Here is a 19,548-nt window from a genome sequence, read left to right on the forward strand (position 1 = left end):
TGTGGCATGGAGATTCTCTTGGTCCTGCTCGGGCTGGTCATGATCGGCTTCGTGCTGGTGCCGTTCCTCAGGCGCACGCGCGGCGGGATCGCGCAGGTGCCCCCCGGCCATCCGGACGCGGCGGACCCGGCGGCCTACGGCTTCGCCCTCGAGGAGCAGCTGGACATCCGGATGCCCGGCCCCGACCAGGACCTCCTGGATGTCCTGGAGCTGGTCCAGCGCACCCAGGACTACCGCGGGGCGCAGCAGCTGCTGGCCGGTACGGACGCGAAGAGCGAGCTGCGCTGGCAGCGCGTGCAGGCCTTCGCGGGCGCCGCCGCGCTGGAGCTCGCCGCGCGGCCCGGCGGGGCCGGTGAGGCGCCGGGCGGGCAGTGGCTGCGGGCGTGGCGCGCCGAGGCGCCCAAGGACGCGGGCGGTGCGGCGGTGCACGCGGAGTTCCTGGTGCAGCAGGCGTGGCGGACGGCGACGCGGGGGACGGACGAGTTCCGGATCATCATGGAGGAGGCGCGGGCGGCGTGCGGCGATGCGGCGCTGCTGGCGCCCGGTGATCCGGTCCCGTACATCGTGGAGCTCTCGGTGGCCCGTGGACTGGCCTACGAGCAGAAGGACTTCGAGCAGGTCTGGCTGAGGATCCTGGACCGGGCGCCGGCCCACATGGGGGCGCATCTGGCCGCGCTGCACTACTGGTGCGAGAAGTGGCACGGCTCGCGGGAACTGGCGAACTCGTTCGCGGAGGCCGCGGCGGCGCGCGCACCGCAGGGTTCGCTGCTGGCCGCGATGCCGCTGTTCGCCGTGTTCGAGCATCTGCCGGAGGTGAACCTGGTCAGCGGTTTCTACCAGAGCCAGGTGGTGACCAGGGCGGTCCACGGCGCGCTGCACGCGGTGCACTCGGCCCGCCCCGACGACCCGATGGCGGCGCACGTCCGGCATCTTCTGGTGTTCTTCCTGGTCCGGGGTGAGCGCTGGGCGGAGGCCATGGACCAGCTGATACACATCGACGGCCATGTCGGCGCGCTGCCCTGGACCCTGTCCCCGGATCCCGCCGCGGAGTTCGCGGTCTACCGGGCCCTGGCGGTCGCGGGCTACGAGGCCAACGGCGGCAGCCCGGCCACGCTGCCGCACTGAGGACCGTCCGGCGCGGCAGCTGGGCGGCCCGCAGACCGGAGCGGTCCGCAAGAGCCGCGCGTGCAGGCCGGGAGGTCCGCGGGCCGGGCGTCGCGCATGCGGAGGGCCCGCCGGAAGCCGTGCTTCCGGCGGGCCCTCGCCCGGTGCTCAGCAGTGGGCCGGCGGGCGGCTCACTTGCCGTGGTAGGCGTGGTAGATCGAGACCGTCGACTTGTTGCCCTTCTTGTCGACGATGTTGGCGCGGAAGGAGATCGCCTTCTTCTTGGCGGGGTTCTTGACGGTGATCTTGCCCTTCTTGACGGTGGTCTTCTTCCAGGTCTTCCCGGAGTCGTAGGAGACGTACACCGTCAGGGACTTGAGGTTCTTGCCCTTGGCGGCGCCCTCGACGGTGACCGGGAAGGTGGCCTTCTTGCCCGCCTTGACCTTGCTGTCCAGTCCGGTGACCGCCTGGAAGCGGGCCGTGGAGACGGGCAGCTTCTTCACGTCGGAGGTCTTCTTGGAGCGGAAGGTCCAGCTCGCGTCGATGCGGGTGGAGGCGGCGGAGACCTTGGCGCTGCGCTTGACCGAGGTCGTCAGCTTGTAGGAGGCGTCCCCGGAGGGAACCGTGAACTCCTCTCCCCCGAGCAGCGGGTCGCCGTGGGAGCCGACCTTGGTGCCGTTGCGGTAGAGGCTGGTGGTGGCCGAGGTGAACAGGGAGACGCCGGGGTTGCCCTTGCCGTCGGCGAACAGCGGGAGGTACCCGTAGATGCTGTTGCCGTCGCGGAAGAGGCCGGAATCCGAGGTGAGACGCGGCCCGAAGACGGCCGTGTTCACGGTCCGGGAGTACTTCTTGCCGGCCTTGAAGGCCAGTGAGTCACCGACGGTGTAACCGGCCTCGATGATCGGCCAGCCCTCCGCGTCGACACCGCCGTGCTGCTCGAAGCCGAGGTCCCACTTCACCCCGCCCTTGGTGGACAGGTACAGGGTGCGGGTGCCGGGCAGGGTCTGCGGGATGCCGATCGAGGAGGCGGAGAAGGTGTCCGGCAGCCAGCCGGTGGCGCTGACCGCGCCCTTCTTCTTGCCGCTCGCCGCCGAGCCCATGCCGACCTTCACCGTGGCCAGTTCGGACGCCTTGTAGGTACGGGTGAAGCCGGTGGCGAGCTTCTTGACCTTGCCGCCGGTGGTGGTGCTGTACTGCGCCTTGGCGCCCTTGCTCCAGTGGGCGTCCCACTGCTGGGTCAGCGAGCCGTCGGTGATCTGCGGGCCGAGGTGGGCGGAGCGGAAGTTGGCGTACGACTCCAGCCACCAGCCGGAGCCGGAGATGGAATTCTTCGTCTCCACGGTGTAGTCGGCCAAGGCGAACTCCGGCTTGGCCGCCTTGTCCGGCACGGTGATCTTCACCGGCTTGGCCTTGCGGGCGTCCAGGGTGACCGTGGTCTTCTTGGTGACGCTCAGCTTCGGCTGGGAGAGCCAGTCGGCGCCCTTCCACTTCGCCGATTCGGAGTCGGCGAACACCGCGGCGTCCATGAGGTAGTTGCCCTTGGGCACCCGGACGGTGACGGTGCCGTCGGCGTCGTAGGGCATGAACCACTCGCCGGCCGCCGCGCCGGAGAGGGCGTCCAGGCTGGCCATGTAGTCGCCGGTGGCCTTGCCGTTGCGGCCGAGGACCTTGAGCGTCACGTCGTAGGACTCGACCTCCCGCTCCACGCCCGCAGCCGTGCGGACGCTCTGTCCGCCACCGGTCGCGACCACGTACGCCGAGTACGCGCCGTCGACCGTGCCGCCGAGCCGGGTGTCGGCGGTGAGGTCGACGGAGGCCTTGCCGCCCGCCGGGACCGTCACCGTGGTGGCGCCCAGGGTGAAGAAGCCGGCCGGGGCCGCCTTGCCCTTGGGGTCGGTGGCGGTGGACGTCAGCTTCAGGGTGACGTCCTCGGTGCCGAGGTTGCGGTAGGTCAGCTGCTTGGTGACCGGCTTGTCGTCGGTGTGCGGCCACTGCTGGACGCCGAAGCTCACCGAGACCGGGTCGGCGATCACCGTCTGCTGGATGGCCTTGTCGACCTGGACCCGCCCGGAGCCCTGCTGGAACGCCGTGTACGCGCCGCCCTTGGTGGAGCCGGTGAGCGCGCCCTTCAGCTCCGTGTAGGCCCAGTCGGGATGCTGCTGCTTCAGGAGCGCGGCCGCGCCCGCGACATGGGGGGTCGCCATCGACGTGCCCGAGATGGACATGTAGCCGGCCGGCTTCTCGCCGACCTCCTCGGCGATGAAGTTGCCCTTGGCCGAGGCGGCCGTGATGTCGACGCCGGGCGCGGTGACGTCCGGCTTGACCGCGCCGTCACCGGTACGGGGGCCGGTGGAGGAGAAGTCGGCGAGCTTGTCCTTGTCGTCGACGGCGCCCACGGTGAGGGCGGCGTCGGCGCTGCCGGGCGAACCGATCGACTTCGGGCCCTCGTTGCCCGCCGCGATGGCGAACAGGATGCCCTGGTCCGCGGAGAGCTTGTTGACCGCCGCTTCCAGCGGGTCGATCTCGGCGGTGTCTCCGCCGCCCAGGCTCATGTTGACGACGTCGGCGCCCTGTGCGGCCGCCCACTCCATGCCGGCGAGGATGCCGGAGTCGTCACCGAAGCCGGAGTCGTCGAGGACCTTGCCGTTGAGGACCTTGGCACCGGGGGCGACGCCCTTGTACTTGCCCCCGCCCTTTGCTCCGGTACCGGCCGCGATCGCCGCGACGTGCGTGCCGTGGCCGACCTTGTCGCCGGTGCCCGACGAACCGGTGAAGTCCTTGGACGCGGTCACCTGGCCCTTCAGGTCCGGGTGGGTCGCGTCGACACCGGTGTCCAGGACGGCGATCTTCACGCCCTTGCCGTCGTAGCCGGCGGCCCACGCCTTGGGGGTGCCGATCTGCGCGACGGACTTGTCGAGGGCCACCTCGCGGACGCCGTCGAGCCAGACGTGGGCGATGCCGGACGCGGTCCGGTCGCCGTCGGTGACCGCCTCCCACAGGTCGGGGGTGTCCTCGTGCGGGGTCTGCACCGCGTCCGCGTTCAGGGTGCCGAGGGTCCGGCGGAGGTCGGCCGCCTCGCGGACGTCGGACTTCGCGGCGGTGGCGCGTCCCTGGTACCCGACGATGACCTTCAGGCCGCGCTGCTGGGAGCGGCGGGTGGCGTCCTTGCCGAGTTCGGTGATGTCGAAGAGCCGCCGGTCGAGCTTGCCGCTCGCGATCAGCCGGGCGGCGTCCGCCGGAAGGACGTGGGTGTGGCCGCCGGACCTGCTGATCTGGACGGGTATGTGCTCCCTCCCCTTGGCCCGCTCCAGGCCGACCACGCGGCCCTTGGCGTCCACGGCGACCCGGTCGCCGGTGATGAGGGTGATGCGGTGCTTGGTCTTCGCCGAGGACGGCGCCTTCGACTGCGCCGCGTTCGTGTACGTCGTACCGGCCGCGGTGCCCGCCGCCGTCCGTTCCCCGTTCGCCGCGGCCGGGCCGGTCATGCCCGCCACGAGCGCCACGGCGGCTGCCGTGGCGACCGTGGCCGCGCCCGTCGCGCGCGCTCTCTTGAATTGTCTGCGCAAGGTTCCCCCTAGCGGAGTTGCCGGGCGAATTCCCCTTCACCCGACCGGGGGTGGTCTCGTACGCATGTGCGCACCCCCCGGATCACGCAGTATGCCGAGTGGTGTTCAAACGCCTCAAGAGGCTCAGGAGAAGAACACCGAGTCGACGGGTATCTGTGACACCACTGCCGGAACTCCGTTACCTGATCGACGGGTTGAGGCCGCCCGGATGCCCGGACGCCTGCCCGGACGCCCGCGTGGACGTCCGGGCGGGCGTCCGCGCGGACCGTGCGCCGAACGGCGGCCACACCCAGACCCTGCTGCGCACCGAGCTCGGCGGCGGCACCGTCGCCATGGCACTCGCCCAGCCGAAGATCGCCGAGCCGCGCAGCACCGTCGTGTCCCTCACCTGCCGTGAGCCGGAGGACCTGGCCATCCTCAACACAATTACCTGCACGGTGTGGTCGAGTCGCGCAGCAAGAAGCAGGGCGGCTCCTGGACCGAGTTCCTGGAGGGCTGCCGGGGCGCGTCGCCGCACGCTTTCCGCGTGCCCGGTCAGGCGGCCGGGTTCTCCTTCACCGTGATGCGGCCCTTGCGGATGGTCGCCACCCGCGGTGCCCGTTTCGCCAGGGACGAGTCGTGGGTGACCATGACGAAGGTGAGCCCCAGCTCCTTCCACATGCGGATCAGCACGTCCATGATCTCGTCGCGCATCGACTCGTCGAGGTTTCCGGTGGGTTCGTCGGCGAGCAGCACCTTCGGCTCCTTCACCAGCGCCCGCGCGATGGCCACCCGCTGCTGCTGCCCGCCGGACATCTCGGCGGGCAGATGCCCGAGCCGTTCGCCGAGCCCGACCGACGCCAGCGCCTCGGCGGCCTTCTCCCGCCGCTCCTTGGCCCGCACCCCGAGCGGTACGAGGGCGGTCTCGACGTTCTCCTGCGCGGTGAGGGTCGGGATCAGGTTGAAGGACTGGAAGACGAAGCCGATGTTCTCGCTGCGCACCCGGGTGAGCCGGGCCTCGGGCAGGGTGGCGAGGTCGGTGCCGTCGAGGACGACCTCGCCGGAGCTGGGCCGGTCGAGGCCGCCGAGCATCTGCAGCAGCGTGGACTTGCCGCCGCCGGTGGGTCCCTGGATGACGAGCCGGTCTCCGTCGGGGATCGTCAGATCGACGCCGTCGAGGGCGTGGACGGTTTCCCTGCCGCGGGTGTAGCGCCGGGTGACGCCTCTGAGTTCGTACATGGGTGTGGGTCAACTCCTGGAGTGCTTACGGGCGTGAGGGCCCCGGACCTGCGCCGGGCCTGCCCCGGACGGGCGCCGGGCGGGTGCTATGCGACGCGGCGCAGCGCGTCCGCGGGCCGGAGGCGGGAGGCGCGCCAGCCGCCGAAGGCACCGGCGACGAGACCGCCGGCCACCGCGAGGCCGACCGCGAGGGCGATGGTGATGAGGCTGACCGGCGCGGTGAGGGCGACGTCGAGGGTCTTGGTGGCCGCCTGCCGTACGGGACCGGCCATGCCACCACCGCCGGGACCGCCGGCGGGGCCGCCCGCGCCGCCGCCTCCGCCGCCGAGCTGGGCCTGCAGGGTGGGGCTGACCGCGGTGACGGCGTACGCGCCCGCCAGCCCGAGCGCGATGCCGAGGGCCCCGCCGACCAGGCCGTGCACGACGGCCTCGCCGACCACCTGCCGGGTCACCCGGCCCGACGTCCAGCCCAGCGCCTTCAGCGTGCCGAACTCGCGCACCCGGCGGGAGACCGCCGAGGAGGTGAGCAGTCCGGCGACGAGGAACGCGGCCGCGAGCACCGCGATCGACAGCCACTTGCCGACGCCGGTGGCGAGGGAGGAGGCGGTGGACAGCGAGCCGGAGACGGTGTCCGCGAGGTCGGCGGAGGTGGTGACCGTGGTCCCCGCGACGTTCTTCTGGATGCCCGACTTGACGGCGTCGAGCTGCTGGGAGTCGGTCGCCCTGACGTAGATCGTGGTGACCTTGCCCTTGGCGTCGGCGAGTTCCTGAGCCTGCTTCAGCGGGATGTAGAGGTGGGCGGCGGCGTCCCCGCTGTCGGCGGTGGCGATACCGATGATCTTGTACTTGGTGCCCTTGACCGTGACCGTGTCACCGGTCTCGAGCTTCTTCTCCTTGGCGTGGGCGGAGTCGACGACGGCCACCTTCGCGTCGGTCTCGCTCGCCTTGAAGGTACGGCCGCTGGTGATCCGGGAGGAGGTCAACGGGCCGAGTTCCGGTTCGGTGACGTCGGTGCCGTAGACGGAGTAGCTGTTGACGTCGAAGTCGGCGCCGCCGCCCTGCACGCGCCCCTCGGGAGCCGGCTGGGCTCCGCCCGGCCCTCCCTTCTGACCGCTCCGGCCGTCCTGGCCGCCGTCCTGCTGGAAGCGTCCGCGGGTGAACTCGCCGCTGACCTTGACGACCTGGAGGCTCAGACCGCCCACCGCGTCGGCGACACCGCTCTGTTCGCCGACCTCGCCCACGGTGGAGCTCGCCAGGGTCTGGAAGCCCTGCACCATGACGTGGTCGGTGCTCTGCTCCTCGCCGGAACCGTCCTCCTGGGCGTCGAAACGGAAGCGTGGCCGTTCCTGGGCCGCCGAGGCCTCGGCGGCCTTGGTGACCGTCATGTCCGTGCCCAGTCCGTACAGCGACTGCAGGACCTTCTCCTGCGCCTTGCCCATGCCCGCGGACACGGAGTTGACCACGATGACCAGCGCGATGCCGAGTGCGAGACCGGAGGCGACGACGAGGGCCGCCTTTCTGCGGCGGCGCAGTTCGCGCCTCAGGTAGGTGAAGAACATGACGGCACGCTAGGGACGGTCCCTGATGAACTGTTGAGTCCGCGCTGAGAGCCGGATGAGAAGACCCCATGAAAACGACGATGCCGCCGCCCGCCCCCGAGGGGGCGGGCGGCGGCGTCGTCCAGGTGGAGCGGGCTGCGCCGGGCGGCCGGTGTCAGACCGCCGAACCCGCCTTCCACTGGGCCCAGTCCATGTTCCAGCCGTTGAGGCCGTTGTCCGGGGCGATGGTCTTGTCACCGGTGTTCTTCACGACGACCACGTCACCGACGATGGAGTTGTCGTAGAACCAGGCGCCCGGCGTGTTCGGGTCGCCCGCGCCCTGGGTGTCGGACAGGCCGATGCAGCCGTGGCTGGTGTTGGCACTGCCGAAGATGGACTTGGCGCCCCAGTAGTTGCCGTGGAGGAAGGTGCCGGAGTTGCTCAGCCGCATGGCGTGCGGCACGTCCTTGATGTCGTACTCGCCCTTGCCGTCGTCGTCGGTGAAGCCGACGGTCGCACCGTCCATCCGGGTCTCCTTGAACTTCTCGGAGACGACCATCTGGCCCTCCCACGTCTTGTTCTCGGGGGACCCGGCGGAGATCGGGATGGTCCGGACGGTCTTGCCGTCCTGCGTGACCTTCATCTGCTTGGTGGCGGCGTCGACGATCGAGACCTGGTTGCGGCCGATCTTGAAGTTGACCGTCTTCTGCTGGACGCCGTAGACACCCTCGGCACCCTCGACGCCGTCGAGCGCCAGCTTCAGGGTGACGGTGGAGTCCTCCTGCCAGTAGTCCTCGGGACGGCAGTCCATCCGGTTGGCGTTGAACCAGTGACAGGCGACCTCCTGACCACTGGTGCTGGAGACGGTGATGCCCTTCTGGACCTCGGCCTTGTTGGTGATCGCCTTGTCGAAGTTGATCGACACCGGCATGCCGACGCCCACGGTCGAGCCGTCGTCCGGGGTGAAGGTGCCGATGAAGCTGTTGTCCGGGGCGACCGTGGTGAACGACGCGTTCTCGTGGGCGGCGCGGCCCTCGGAGTCCTCCGCGCTGACCGACAGCTTGTAGGTGGTGGCGCGCTCCAGCTGGCCGCTGGGCTTCCAGCTCTTCTTGTCGGCAGATATCTCGCCCTCGACGGCGGTGCCGTCGGTGGTCGTCATCTTCACCTCGGTGAGGGTGCCCTTGGACACGGCCACCGTGGCGGAGTTGTTGATGGAGGCGCCGCTCGAGCCGTCCTTCGGCGTGATCTTGATCTGGGCCTCGGAGGTCTTCTTGGCCGCCGCCTCGTCGACCTGGGCCTGCGACCCGCCCTTGCCTCCGTCCCCATCGGAGGCGGTGTCGCCGCCGGAGCATGCCGAGAGCACCATCACTCCACCGAGCAGAGCGGACGCAGCCATCAGACCCCTGCGCCGCTTACCGTCCGTCATCACACGCTTCTCCATCATCGCCGCTTCCCCGAACCCCGCGGTTTCCCGCGCCCGAAGCCGAGAGTCCCCGTCAATCACTTCAACGCTACGACCGGTGGGTCCCGTTCCCCATGGGGCACGAATGTGGGGCGCACCACGTCCAGCGCGGCCGGGCGGGGTTTCAACCCGTGCCCCGACCAAGACGACATGACCCCGGGCCGCGGTTGCCGCCCGAGGTCACGATTTCCCCCACACCGCCTCGTCCAGTCACGTCGACCTGGCGCGACTCACCTTTTCCGGACCGCCCCCGCCGACCAACTCCCCCTATTACACCGCTTAATCACCATCATGCGTTTTATCCTAATTGCCTGAGTTGCCCGCATCATCCTGTTCGCCCTTGTCATCGCTTTTGTCTGACACGTCGTAAAGCTCGTAGCCGTCGCCCTCGTCGAGGTCCCACTCCGGCGAGTCCGGGTCGTAGTCGATCTGCTCGCTGCTCCACGAGGCCTGCTGGAGTTCCACCCCCGGCACGTCGCCGACCAGGTTGAAGGGGTCGACGAGATACGCGAGGGCCTCGGCCGCGTCCTCGTTCACCGTGTTCCGGGCGGGCAGCCGTTCGTCGTCCGTCATGTCGCCGTCGTCCGCGATCCTCGCCAGCGCGGCGCTGGTCACCGCTTTCTCGTCGTCGACCTGGAGGACGAGGTCGACGCGAAGCCTCACAAACCGTGACGTCTCTGGAGTGCTCATGCCCGGAGCGTACGGCTCCGGGACCCGTGACTTTCCCGTGACCCGCGACTTTCACTAACATCAGCCCACACGGCCAATTAGCCAGCGCCACAAGGGGATCGATATTCCGTGTCATCCGCTCTCCGTCCGTTGCTGACCGCCACCGCCGCGGGCACCCTGCTGTGCGCCCTGTGGTTCGTCCCGTCCGCCAACGCGACCTCCGACCTCCCGGCGGGAGGTACGCCCTCGACAAGCCCGTCTCCGCAGGTCACGGAGCAGGCGAGGGTCCTGTCCAGCACCTCGTCCATAGCGCCGACGACTGCGGCTCCGTCCGCGGTGTCAGCGCCGTCCGCGACGGAGGTCTCGCCGGCAACGGAGGTGTCGTCCGTGTCGGCGGCGTCTTCAGCGTCCTCAGGGGGTGTCGACGCCGCCGACGGGCAGGTCAGACTCGCCGCCACCGGCAGCTTCGACAGCACGCCGTACATCCTCGGCGGCACCGCCTGCCTCACCCTCGGCGCGGGCTTCGTCGCCTACTCGGTGCGCCGGGAGCGCCTGGACTTCTGACTCCCTTGGCCGTTCCCCGAGATGAGCCCGCCTCCGGCGCCCCGCCCCCTGTGAACCTCACCGCAGCGGGCCGGTGACCTCTTCCACCGCCGCCAGCAGCCGGCCGTCGCGCACGAACGCCTCCGCCGCGGCGAGGTCGGGTGCGAGATGACGGTCCGGGCCGGGGCCGCCCACGCCCGCCTTCCGCGCGGCCTCGACGACGGCCCGGGTCGCGGGCGCCGGCCTCAGCCCCTCGCGCAGTTCGACGGCACGCGCGGCGGCGTACAGCTCCACCGCGATGACCCGGGTGAGGTTGTCGACGGAGGTCCGCAGCTTGCGCGCGGCCGACCAGCCCATGGAGACGTGGTCCTCCTGCATCGCGGAGGACGGGATCGAGTCCGCCGACGCCGGTACGGCGAGCCGCTTCAGCTCGCTCACCAGCGCGGCCTGCGTGTACTGAGCGATCATCAGACCCGAGTCGACACCGGCGTCGTCGGCGAGGAACGGCGGCAGTCCGTGGCTGCGGTTCTTGTCCAGCAGCCGGTCGGTGCGGCGCTCGGCGATGGAGCCGAGGTCGGCGACGGCGATGGCGAGGAAGTCCAGCACGTACGCCACCGGGGCGCCGTGGAAGTTGCCGTTGGACTCGACGCGCCCTCCCCCGGAGCCGGACGCCCCCGGTCCGGTGTCCGCGGGCAGCACCACCGGATTGTCGACGGCGGCGGCGAGTTCGCGCTCGGCGACCAGCCGGGCGTGGGCGATGGTGTCCCGTCCGGCGCCCGCGACCTGCGGGGCGCAGCGCACGGAGTAGGCGTCCTGGACCCGCGGGGCGTCGTCCTGGTGATGCCCCGTCATCCCCGAACCGGCGAGTACGGCCAGCATGTTGGCGGCGCTGGCGGCCTGGCCCGGGTGCGGGCGAAGGGCGTGCAGTTCGGGGGCGAGCACCTTGTCGGTGCCGAGCAGTGCCTCCAGGCTCAGGGCGGCCGTGACGTCGGCGGACCGGTACAGGACGTCGAGGTCGGCGAGAGCCATGACGAGCATGCCGAGCATGCCGTCGGTGCCGTTGAGGAGGGCCAGCCCTTCCTTCTCGCGCAGTTCGAGAGGCCGGATCCCGTGCGCGGCGAGCAGTTCACCGGCGGGGCGCAGGGTCCCGTCGGGCCCCTCGGCCTCCCCCTCGCCCATCAGCGCGAGGGCGCAGTGGGACAGCGGGGCCAGGTCACCGGAGCAGCCGAGCGAGCCGTACTCGTGCACGACCGGGGTGATCCCGGCGTTCAGCACGTCGGCCATGGTCTGCGCGACCTCGGGGCGTACGCCGGTGTGCCCGGAGCAGAGGGTCTTCAGCCGCAGGAACATCAGGGCGCGCACGACCTCCCGCTCGACGCGGGGGCCCATGCCGGCGGCGTGCGAGCGGACGATGTTGCGCTGCAGCCGCCCGCGCAGTTCCGGGCCGATGTACCGGGTCGCCAGGGCACCGAAGCCGGTGCTCACCCCGTACACGGGGTCCGGCTCGGCGGCCAGGGCGTCCACGATCCCGCGGGACGCGGCGAGGGCGGCCAGCGCCTCGCCGGAGAGCTCGACACGGGCACCGCCACGTGCCACGGCGAGCACGTCGGACGCGGTCACCGCGGACGCCCGCCCGTCTCCCAGCACCACCCTTCCCAGGCCGTGCCGCGCGCCTTCCCCGTTCACCACAGTGTGCATATCCATATTCAGGAGAGTACGCAGTGAATTCAATGATGTCATCACTGGAACCCGCGCTCACCCCTTACAGGTTCAGTACGCCTAAGGCGAGTGCCGGCCCCGGAAACGGCGGCGCTCTCCGTCCGCGTTCCGCGCGGGCTCGTCCGCCAGCCGTACGACCGGGTCGCCCGGTCCCGCACGCCCGGCGACGACGGGACGGGTGGCCCGCTCGGCCTTGGCGCGGTACTGCGCCGCGTCGGCCAGCCGGAAGAGCCGCCGGGCGGAGAGCACCGGCCCGATGGGGTCGCCGGTGGAGGCCACCCCGCAGGCCACCCCGTCCCCGATCCCCGACTCCACCGCACGGCGGCACACTTCGTCGGCCACCTTGACGACCTCTCCGGCGGACGGCCCCACCACCAGCAGACAGAACTCGTCCCCGCCGAGCCGCGCCGCCAGTGCTCCCGGCAGCATGGCCCCGCACAGGGACAGCACGCTCCCGAACCGCTCCAGCAGCCGGTCACCGACGGCGTGCCCCTGCGTGTCGTTGACCCGCTTGAGCCCGTTGACATCGCACACGACGAGGCTGACCACCGCCCCGTCCTCGCGATGCCGCTCGATCGCCTCGTCGAGGCGCACGTCCACCGCCCGACGGTTGGCGAGCCCGGTGAGCGCGTCCGTGTACGCCAGCCGCTGCGCCTCCTCCAGCCGCTCGCTCTGCGCGAGCCCGGCGGCGACGACGGCGGCCAGCACCATCGCGAAGTCGGCGTCACCGCGCCCGAAGACGGGCGCCCCCACCGGCCGGGCCACGTACAGCTCCCCCCACGCCCTCCCGTGCAGCACGATCGGGGCGACCACGCAGCAGCCGCGCCCGCGCCGCCGCAGAGCCGCGACCCGCTGATGACAGGCGCCGGGACTTGCCTCCGCCGACCCCTCGGCGGTCTCCACCCAGGCGTCGGGCTCGCCGCCACCGGCCCACCGCTCGTGCAGGAACTCGGCGATCTCGGCGAACTGGTGCACGGGATAGGCCTCGCCCTCCGGGAACTCCTCCTCGCCCGGTGCCAGCTCGCCGACGTTCACCAGGACCCGCAGCCGCCCCAGCTCCCGCTCCCACACGGACAGCGCGGCGAAACCCCCGCCGAGCGCCCGGCAGGCTCCGAGGGCCGCGGCCCGCCAGACCTCCTGCGAGCCCTGCACGGCGGCCATGCCCTGCGCCAGTGCCACCACGGCCGCCAGCCGGCTGTCCTCACCCATCCCTCCAGGCTAGGGACGTTCCGCACTAATCGGGAGATTTAAGGAGCGAATGGGGAGCCGCCGAGGCGAGTCGCCGCAGGTGGGCGGGGCTCCGCCCACCACCGCCCGTCCACCACCGCCCGCCCGTCCACCACCGCCCGCCCGCCCACCACCGCCCGCCCGCCGCTCGTCGCCCGCCCGTTGCCGGACCGTCACCGCCCTGACGCCCGTCACCGCCCCGGCCAGTTCGGCTTGCGCTTCTCGTTGAAGGCGGCGACGCCCTCCGCGCGGTCGCCCGAGAACGCCACCGACCGCCAGGCGGCGTCCTCCACCTCGAGCCCGGCGGGCAGATCCAGCCCCTGCCCCAGACGCAGTGCCCGCTTGGCGGCCCGCAGGCCCACCGGTGAGTTCGCGGCGATCCGGGCGGCCATGGCCAGCGCCGCCTCCCGGTCCCGCCCCGCCTCCACCAACTCGTCGACGAGGCCCAGTTCACGGGCTTCGGCGGCCTCCACCCGACGCGCCGTGAAGATCAGCTCGGCGGCCCGGGCCGCCCCCACCCGCCTGGGCAGCAACTGCGTGCCGCCGCCGCCCGGAATCACCCCGACGGACACCTCGGGCAGTCCCAGCACGGCGGTGCGGTCGGCCACGATCACATCGCAGGACAGGGCCAGCTCGAAACCGCCCCCCAGCGCGAACCCGTGCACCGCCGCCACGGTCGGCACCGGCAGCTCCAGCACACCGGTGTAGGCCCCGCGCGCCACCGGCCGCTGACGGACCAGATCGGCGTCACTGAAGGAATTGCGCTCCTTCAGGTCGGCCCCGACGCAGAAGGCCCGTTCGTGCGACGAGGTCAGCACCACCGCCCGCACCTCCGGGTCTCCCCCCAGCTCCGCGCAGGCTCCGGCGACGGACCGGGCCATCTCGGTCGAGACCGCGTTCATGGCCTTGGGCCGGTCGAGGACGAGCTCCGCGACATGCCCCTGCTCATGCCGCCGCACCAGCACGAACTCCCCGAACCGTTCCTCACTCATGACACCCTCCGGTTAACGCGGGTTAACATCCGTCGCCCCCGATCATCGCAGCCGGAACCCACCCGGCAAAAGGGCGTACGTCCAGTTCCCTCCTCACCCCCCGTCCACCCGTTCGAGTGATATCCCGCCCGCTCCGGCCCGGACCCGGGCCGGAACGCATAACGTGCGCAGCACCGCGGCGCGTTGGGGGCGCGTCCGCAGGGGGAGGAATCGCATGACGACGAACACGCCGACCAGGCCACAGCCCACCGCACCGGACGCGGCCGACCGGGCACCGGCACACACCGGATTCGCCCTCTTCAGCGCGCGCATCCGGGGCCGGCACCGCAGACCGCGCCCCCGGAAGCTGCTGCTGGCCGTCGGCGGTCTGACCCTGGCGATCGGCGCCCTGAGCCTCGTACGCCTGGCGTCCGACCCCGGCCCCGGGGACATCGGAGCCGAGGCCGGCCCCCGCCCGGTCCCGGACACCGCGAATGCCGCAAGCCCCGGCCCGGCCGACGCCGACGGTTCCGACAGCACCGCCGGCGCCCCCACCGCGGGTCCGGCATCCCCCGCCCCGGAGGCGAGCCCTTCCTCGCCCACCGTCCTGGGTGGTGCGAGCGGCTCACCGCTCGCACCGTCCGCTCCGGCGGGCAGAGCCGCCGCACCGACCGCCACGACACCGGCCCTCACCGCCCCGACCCCGGCCGCACCGAACGCACCGAGTACTCCGAACGGGCCGAACGCCCCCGGAGCGCCGCCCCCCGTCGACGCCGCACCGGGCGGGCCCCCACCGGGCCCTCCGGGCGGCACACCGTCTCAGCCGAAGCCACCACACCCGAAACCGAAGCCGCCACCGGACCGGCAGACACCACCACCCCCGCCGGCGGACCGGCCGGGCCAAACGGACGACGGCCCTCTCCTCTGCGTACCGATCATCGGCCTGTGCGTCGACGCCGACCTGGCTCTCAGCGGCTGAACAGACCGAACAGGCAGGACAGGTCGAACAGACAGGACCGGTTGAACAGGCAGGACCGGCCGGGGCGGCCGACAGGAAGCGTCAGGAGCCGTCCCGGCGGGTGAGCAGCCAGGGTTCCACCACGCCCAGACCACGCACCGGCCGCTGATACATCGGCTGCAGCGCGAAGCGGTACGCCGGAGGCTTCTCGCCCTCCTTCTCCGCCGAGGCCGCCGCCTCGGCAGCGGCCGCCTCGGAGGCGGGGGCGTCTTCGGTGCGGATCAGCTCCTCGGCGAACGCGGTGTCGATGAGCACGCCGTCACGAGGAGCTATCGAGGTGAGCCGGGAGGCGAGGTTCACCGTCGTACCGAAGACATCACCCATCCGGGTGGTGACGGTGCCGAAGGCCATGCCGACCCGCAGCTCAGGCATCGTCTCGTCGTTCGCCATCGTCTCGATCAGCAGCATGGCGATCTCCGCGGCCGTCCCCGCGTCGTCGGCGGCGTAGAGCACCTCGTCGCCGAGGGTCTTGATGAGCCGCCCGCCGCGCGCGGCCACCAGGTCGGCGGCGGTCGTCTCGAAGGCCTCGACGAGCTCGCCGAGTTCCTCCTCCTCCATCCGCCGGGTGAGCCGGGTGAACCCGACGAGGTCCGCGAACGCGACGGCGAGCCGCCGGTCCACCATCTCCTCGTCGTCTGCCGCCTGGAGCACCCGCCCGGCCGAGGCGGCGAGTTGCCGCCGCCAGACGTAGACGAGGAACTCCTCCAGCTCGGGCAGGAGCAGCTCGATGATGGGATACGTGACCTCGGTGCGGGTCATGCCCAGCTCGGGCGGCTCGGTCAGCCCTTCCAGGAAGGAGTCGATCTGCCACTCGGCCAGTCGCGCGGTGGTCTGTCCCGTGGACCGCGCCACCTGCACGGCCATGGCCTCGCTGAGCAGCCCCGCCTCCACCAGACCGGCCAGCCGGCGCAGGGCCAGGACGTCGGCCTCGGTCAGCGCCTTGGCCTGTCCTACGTCCGCGAATCCCATGGCCCGCCAGAAGCGCGTGGCCGTTTCCACGGTGACGCTGGCGCTGCGCGCCGCCTGAAAAGGGGTGTAACGGCGCTCGGCGCCCAGGATGAGCTGTTCGAGACGCAGAGCGAGCGGGTCCTCGCCGTTGTCGGCGGAACGGGAGTCGTCCCCCCGTCGGCTCCTCCGATCAGGGGACTCCTCCCGATCAGGAGGACTCGAGGGCTGGGGAGGCTCCGCGCGGCCCTGCGCTTCCGTACCGGAGCCCGAGTCGTCGACGGTCACGCGTTGCTGCCCTTCCGATCTGCCACGGCCATGTATCGACCGCCCTCAACTCTACGGCAGGTGTGCGCCAGCTCACTCCGCCCGGTCGGCTCGACAGGTGGCACGACCGGCGCATTCGTCATCGGTGTACCCACCGTGGGCACCCGCATCCGCATCCGCGTGCGCCCACCGCGCCCCCGCCCGGGCCCGCCCCGGACCCCGTCACCCGCCCTCGACGGGGCGCACGTGCACGATGTCCCCCGCTCCCACCGGTTCCTGCACCCCGGCCTCCGTCGCCAGCACCAGCCGCCCGTCCCCGTCGACCGCGACCGCCTCGCCCACCAGCGCCCTGCCCCCCGGCAGCTCGGCCCGCACCGTCCGCCCGAGCGTCGCGCACCCCGCGGCGTACGTCTCCTGCAGGCCGCTCACCGCCGGATCGCCGCCCGCGGCCCGCCAGCGCCCGTACCACTCCTCCAGCGACCGCAGCACCCCGCGCAGCAGCGGGTCCCGGTCGGTGTTCACCGCGCCCGCCAGCGCCAGCGACCCGGCGGTGGGCACCGGCAGCTCGTCGGCGCGCAGGCTGACGTTGATGCCGACGCCGATCACCACCCCGTCGGCACCGGCCAGCTCCGCGAGGATGCCGCCGGCCTTGCGCTCCTCGCCGCCGACGGTGACGAGCAGGTCGTTGGGCCACTTCAGGGCGGTGTCGACGCCCGCCGTCCGGGACAGTCCGGTCGCCACCGCGACGCCGGTGAGCAGCGTCAGCCAGCCCCAGCGGGCCACGGGCACCTCGGTGGGCCGGAGCAGCACGGAGAAGGAGAGTCCGGAGCGGGCCGGGGCCGTCCAGTGCCGGTCCAGGCGGCCCCGCGCGGCGGTCTGCTCCTCGGCGACGAGGACGGTCCCCTCCTCCGCCTTCCCCGCGGCGGCACGGGCCACCAGATCGGAGTTGGTGGAGCCGGTGCGCTGCACCACGTCGACCTGCCGCCACAGCCCGCCGGCGCGCACCAGCCCCCTGCGCAGGCCGGCGGCGTTCAGCGGGGGGCGGTCGAGGTCGGACCAGCGCTGCGACCGCTCCGGCCGCGGCGGACGCTGCCCGCCGGGCGTACCTTCGTCATCAGGTGACTGAGTCATGCGGGCAACCCTAGGTTCGGCGGTCTTCCTCCCGCAGCGCGGGCGGACCCGTCGTCCGCCGGCCTGCGACCGCCGGCACGGAATCGCGTTCTCCGGTCTGGGAAGAGGCCCGGCGTGTGGGATAGACCGCACTGCCGACCCCGGGAGCCCGCACTACGCTACGGATGAGTAACCGTCCCCCCTTATGGGCCTTATGAGCAGGCAGGGAGCCGCATCCCGATGTCCGAGCCGGAAGAGCAGCAGCCTGACATGCGTACGACCGCGGGGAAGCTCGCGGACCTGCAACAACGTATCGACCAGGCCACGCACGCCGGCTCGCAGCGCGCGGTGGAGAAACAGCACGCCAAGGGCAAACTGACCGCCCGGGAACGGATCGCCCTGCTGCTGGACGAGGACTCCTTCGTGGAGCTGGACGAGTTCGCCCGGCACCGCTCCACCGGCTTCGGCCTGGAGACCAACCGCCCCTACGGCGACGGCGTCATCACCGGCTACGGCACCGTCGACGGCCGCCCCGTCGCCGTCTTCTCCCAGGACTTCACCGTCTTCGGCGGCGCCCTGGGCGAGGTCTACGGCCAGAAGATCGTCAAGGTGATGGACTTCGCCCTGAAGACCGGCTGCCCCGTCATCGGCATCAACGACTCCGGCGGCGCCCGCATCCAGGAGGGCGTGGCCTCACTGGGCGCCTACGGCGAGATCTTCCGCCGCAACACCCACGCCTCCGGCGTGATCCCGCAGATCTCCCTGGTCCTGGGCCCGTGCGCGGGCGGCGCGGTCTACTCCCCGGCGATCACCGACTTCACCGTCATGGTCGACCGGACGTCGCACATGTTCATCACCGGACCGGACGTGATCAAGACGGTCACCGGCGAGGACGTCGGCTTCGAGGAGCTGGGCGGCGCCCGCACCCACAACACCGCCTCCGGGGTGGCCCACCACCTGGCCGGCGACGAGAAGGACGCCATCGAGTACGTCCAGCAGCTGCTGTCCTACCTGCCCTCCAACAACCTCGCCGAGGCGCCCGCCTTCCCCCAGGAAGCCGACCTGGAGCTGACCGGCACCGACCGGGAACTGGACGTCCTGGTCCCGGACTCCGCCAACCAGCCCTACGACATGCACACCGTCATCGAGCACGTGCTGGACGACGGCGAGTTCCTCCAGACCCAGCCGCTGTTCGCCCCGAACATCCTCACCGGCTACGGCCGCATCGAGGGCCGCCCCGTCGGGATCGTGGCCAACCAGCCGCTGCAGCTGGCCGGCTGCCTGGACATCACCGCCAGCGAGAAGGCCGCCCGCTTCGTGCGCACCTGCGACGCCTTCAACCTGCCGGTGATCACCTTCGTGGACGTGCCCGGCTTCCTGCCCGGGGTGGACCAGGAACACGACGGCATCATCCGCCGCGGCGCCAAACTGATCTTCGCCTACGCGGAGGCCACCGTCCCGCTGATCACGGTCATCACCCGCAAGGCGTTCGGCGGCGCCTACGACGTGATGGGCTCCAAACACCTGGGCGCCGACCTGAACCTGGCCTGGCCCACCGCGCAGATCGCGGTGATGGGCGCCCAGGGCGCGGTCAACATCCTGCACCGGCGCACCATCGCCGGCGCCGAAGACCCCGAGGCCGCCCGCGCCCAGCTGATGCGGGAGTACGAGGACGCCCTGCTCAACCCCTATGCCGCGGCCGAGCGCGGCTACGTGGACGCGGTGATCATGCCCTCCGAGACCCGCCGCCACCTGGTCCGCGGACTGCGCCAGCTGCGCACCAAACGCGAGACGCTGCCGCCCAAGAAACACGGCAACATCCCCCTCTGACCCCCGCCGACCCCCCCCAGCCCTCTTCCAACCCCCCTCTTCCAGCCCGCCTTCTCGCCCCCCCCCAGGAGCCGCTGTGATCAAGGTCGTACGGGGCAACCCCACCCCGGAGGAGCTCGCCGCCGCACTGGCGGTGGTCCGCGTCCGCGCCGCGGCGGCGTCCGCCTCGCCGTCCGGCGCGGACGCCCCCCGCGACTCCTGGTCCGACCCGTCCCGCATCGCCGCCCGCCACCTGCCCCAGCCGGGGCCGACGGCTTGGTCACGGACGTACTGGCCGGGCGGGTAGGGCCGTCCGACGCACCGGCCGGCGGTGACGCCCGGGGAAGTTGAGTACGCGTACTCAGGCACCCCGGGGGTCGCC

At 71.8% G+C, this 19,548-nt stretch carries 16 protein-coding genes and 1 pseudogene; 6 read left to right on the forward strand and 11 right to left on the reverse strand.

Going from position 1 to position 19,548, the window contains the following annotated elements:
- The first annotated feature begins 6 nt into the window (after window positions 1-6).
- Window positions 7-1,125: a hypothetical protein gene (locus PYS65_RS13680; protein WP_279334241.1), complete on the forward strand. Its 1,119-nt coding sequence runs from the start codon at window positions 7-9 to the stop codon at window positions 1,123-1,125.
- A gap of 170 nt (window positions 1,126-1,295) precedes the next feature.
- Here PYS65_RS13680 and PYS65_RS13685 read toward each other — a convergent pair whose 3' ends face one another.
- Window positions 1,296-4,670 carry a S8 family peptidase gene (locus PYS65_RS13685; protein ID WP_423836087.1) on the reverse strand — a complete coding sequence of 1,125 codons (3,375 nt, stop codon included), beginning with the start codon at window positions 4,668-4,670 and terminating at the stop codon, window positions 1,296-1,298.
- A 178-nt stretch (window positions 4,671-4,848) separates the two neighbouring features.
- Complete coding sequence (locus PYS65_RS13690; protein ID WP_279334242.1) at window positions 4,849-5,085, reverse strand: hypothetical protein; 237 nt, start codon at window positions 5,083-5,085, stop codon at window positions 4,849-4,851.
- Between PYS65_RS13690 and PYS65_RS13695 the strand changes: the two are divergent.
- Window positions 5,039-5,178, forward strand: a pseudogene (locus PYS65_RS13695) (ATPase); the annotation flags it as partial. The gene PYS65_RS13690 and the pseudogene PYS65_RS13695 sit on opposite strands and share 47 nt — an antisense overlap.
- A 26-nt stretch (window positions 5,179-5,204) precedes the next feature.
- On the opposite strand, the gene PYS65_RS13700 reads toward PYS65_RS13695, so the two are convergent.
- From PYS65_RS13700 to PYS65_RS13715, 4 genes are all read right to left on the reverse strand, one after another.
- Entirely contained in the window at window positions 5,205-5,888 is a 684-nt protein-coding gene (locus tag PYS65_RS13700) for an ABC transporter ATP-binding protein (RefSeq protein WP_109383279.1), read from the reverse strand.
- A gap of 86 nt (window positions 5,889-5,974) precedes the next feature.
- Window positions 5,975-7,447 carry an ABC transporter permease gene (locus PYS65_RS13705; RefSeq protein ID WP_279334243.1) on the reverse strand — a complete coding sequence of 491 codons (1,473 nt, stop codon included), beginning with the start codon at window positions 7,445-7,447 and terminating at the stop codon, window positions 5,975-5,977.
- A gap of 154 nt (window positions 7,448-7,601) precedes the next feature.
- Window positions 7,602-8,852, reverse strand: coding sequence for a L,D-transpeptidase (locus tag PYS65_RS13710; protein WP_279337942.1), 1,251 nt, complete (start codon window positions 8,850-8,852; stop codon window positions 7,602-7,604).
- A 339-nt stretch (window positions 8,853-9,191) separates the two neighbouring features.
- Window positions 9,192-9,578 carry a hypothetical protein gene (locus PYS65_RS13715; RefSeq protein WP_279334244.1) on the reverse strand — a complete coding sequence of 129 codons (387 nt, stop codon included), beginning with the start codon at window positions 9,576-9,578 and terminating at the stop codon, window positions 9,192-9,194.
- Window positions 9,579-9,686: 108 nt separating this feature from the next.
- Between PYS65_RS13715 and PYS65_RS13720 the strand changes: the two genes are divergently transcribed.
- The gene (locus PYS65_RS13720; protein ID WP_279334245.1) at window positions 9,687-10,121 is read left to right on the forward strand and encodes a hypothetical protein; all 435 of its coding nucleotides are present in this window, start codon (window positions 9,687-9,689) and stop codon (window positions 10,119-10,121) included.
- A gap of 57 nt (window positions 10,122-10,178) precedes the next feature.
- Here PYS65_RS13720 and hutH read toward each other — a convergent pair whose 3' ends face one another.
- The 3 genes from hutH to PYS65_RS13735 all read right to left on the reverse strand — a co-directional run bounded on the left by hutH (window position 10,179) and on the right by PYS65_RS13735 (window position 14,038).
- Window positions 10,179-11,798 carry a histidine ammonia-lyase gene (gene hutH / locus PYS65_RS13725; protein ID WP_387040227.1) on the reverse strand — a complete coding sequence of 540 codons (1,620 nt, stop codon included), beginning with the start codon at window positions 11,796-11,798 and terminating at the stop codon, window positions 10,179-10,181.
- 81 nt (window positions 11,799-11,879) lie between these two features.
- On the reverse strand, window positions 11,880-13,028 hold the full coding sequence (locus tag PYS65_RS13730; RefSeq protein WP_279334247.1) for a GGDEF domain-containing protein: 1,149 nt from the start codon (window positions 13,026-13,028) through the stop codon (window positions 11,880-11,882).
- 209 nt (window positions 13,029-13,237) lie between these two features.
- Window positions 13,238-14,038, reverse strand: coding sequence for an enoyl-CoA hydratase/isomerase family protein (locus PYS65_RS13735; protein ID WP_279334248.1), 801 nt, complete (start codon window positions 14,036-14,038; stop codon window positions 13,238-13,240).
- A gap of 214 nt (window positions 14,039-14,252) precedes the next feature.
- Between PYS65_RS13735 and PYS65_RS13740 the strand changes: the two genes are divergently transcribed.
- Window positions 14,253-14,996 carry a hypothetical protein gene (locus tag PYS65_RS13740; protein ID WP_279334249.1) on the forward strand — a complete coding sequence of 248 codons (744 nt, stop codon included), beginning with the start codon at window positions 14,253-14,255 and terminating at the stop codon, window positions 14,994-14,996.
- 81 nt (window positions 14,997-15,077) lie between these two features.
- On the opposite strand, the gene PYS65_RS13745 is transcribed toward PYS65_RS13740, so the two are convergent.
- Together PYS65_RS13745 and PYS65_RS13750 are read right to left on the reverse strand one after the other, a co-directional pair.
- Window positions 15,078-16,268 carry an adenylate/guanylate cyclase domain-containing protein gene (locus tag PYS65_RS13745; RefSeq protein WP_279334250.1) on the reverse strand — a complete coding sequence of 397 codons (1,191 nt, stop codon included), beginning with the start codon at window positions 16,266-16,268 and terminating at the stop codon, window positions 15,078-15,080.
- Between the two features lie 201 nt (window positions 16,269-16,469).
- Window positions 16,470-17,378, reverse strand: a complete 909-nt coding sequence (locus PYS65_RS13750; protein ID WP_279334251.1) for a biotin--[acetyl-CoA-carboxylase] ligase — start codon at window positions 17,376-17,378, stop codon at window positions 16,470-16,472.
- A gap of 219 nt (window positions 17,379-17,597) precedes the next feature.
- On the opposite strand from PYS65_RS13750, the gene PYS65_RS13755 reads away from it, so the two are divergent.
- Together PYS65_RS13755 and PYS65_RS13760 are read left to right on the forward strand one after the other, a co-directional pair.
- The gene (locus tag PYS65_RS13755) at window positions 17,598-19,187 is read left to right on the forward strand and encodes an acyl-CoA carboxylase subunit beta (RefSeq protein WP_279334252.1); all 1,590 of its coding nucleotides are present in this window, start codon (window positions 17,598-17,600) and stop codon (window positions 19,185-19,187) included.
- A 76-nt stretch (window positions 19,188-19,263) separates the two neighbouring features.
- The gene (locus PYS65_RS13760; RefSeq protein ID WP_279334253.1) at window positions 19,264-19,473 is read left to right on the forward strand and encodes an acyl-CoA carboxylase epsilon subunit; all 210 of its coding nucleotides are present in this window, start codon (window positions 19,264-19,266) and stop codon (window positions 19,471-19,473) included.
- The last annotated feature ends 75 nt before the right edge of the window (window positions 19,474-19,548 follow it).

Source organism: Streptomyces cathayae, from assembly GCF_029760955.1.
GTDB lineage: Bacteria > Actinomycetota > Actinomycetes > Streptomycetales > Streptomycetaceae > Streptomyces > Streptomyces cathayae.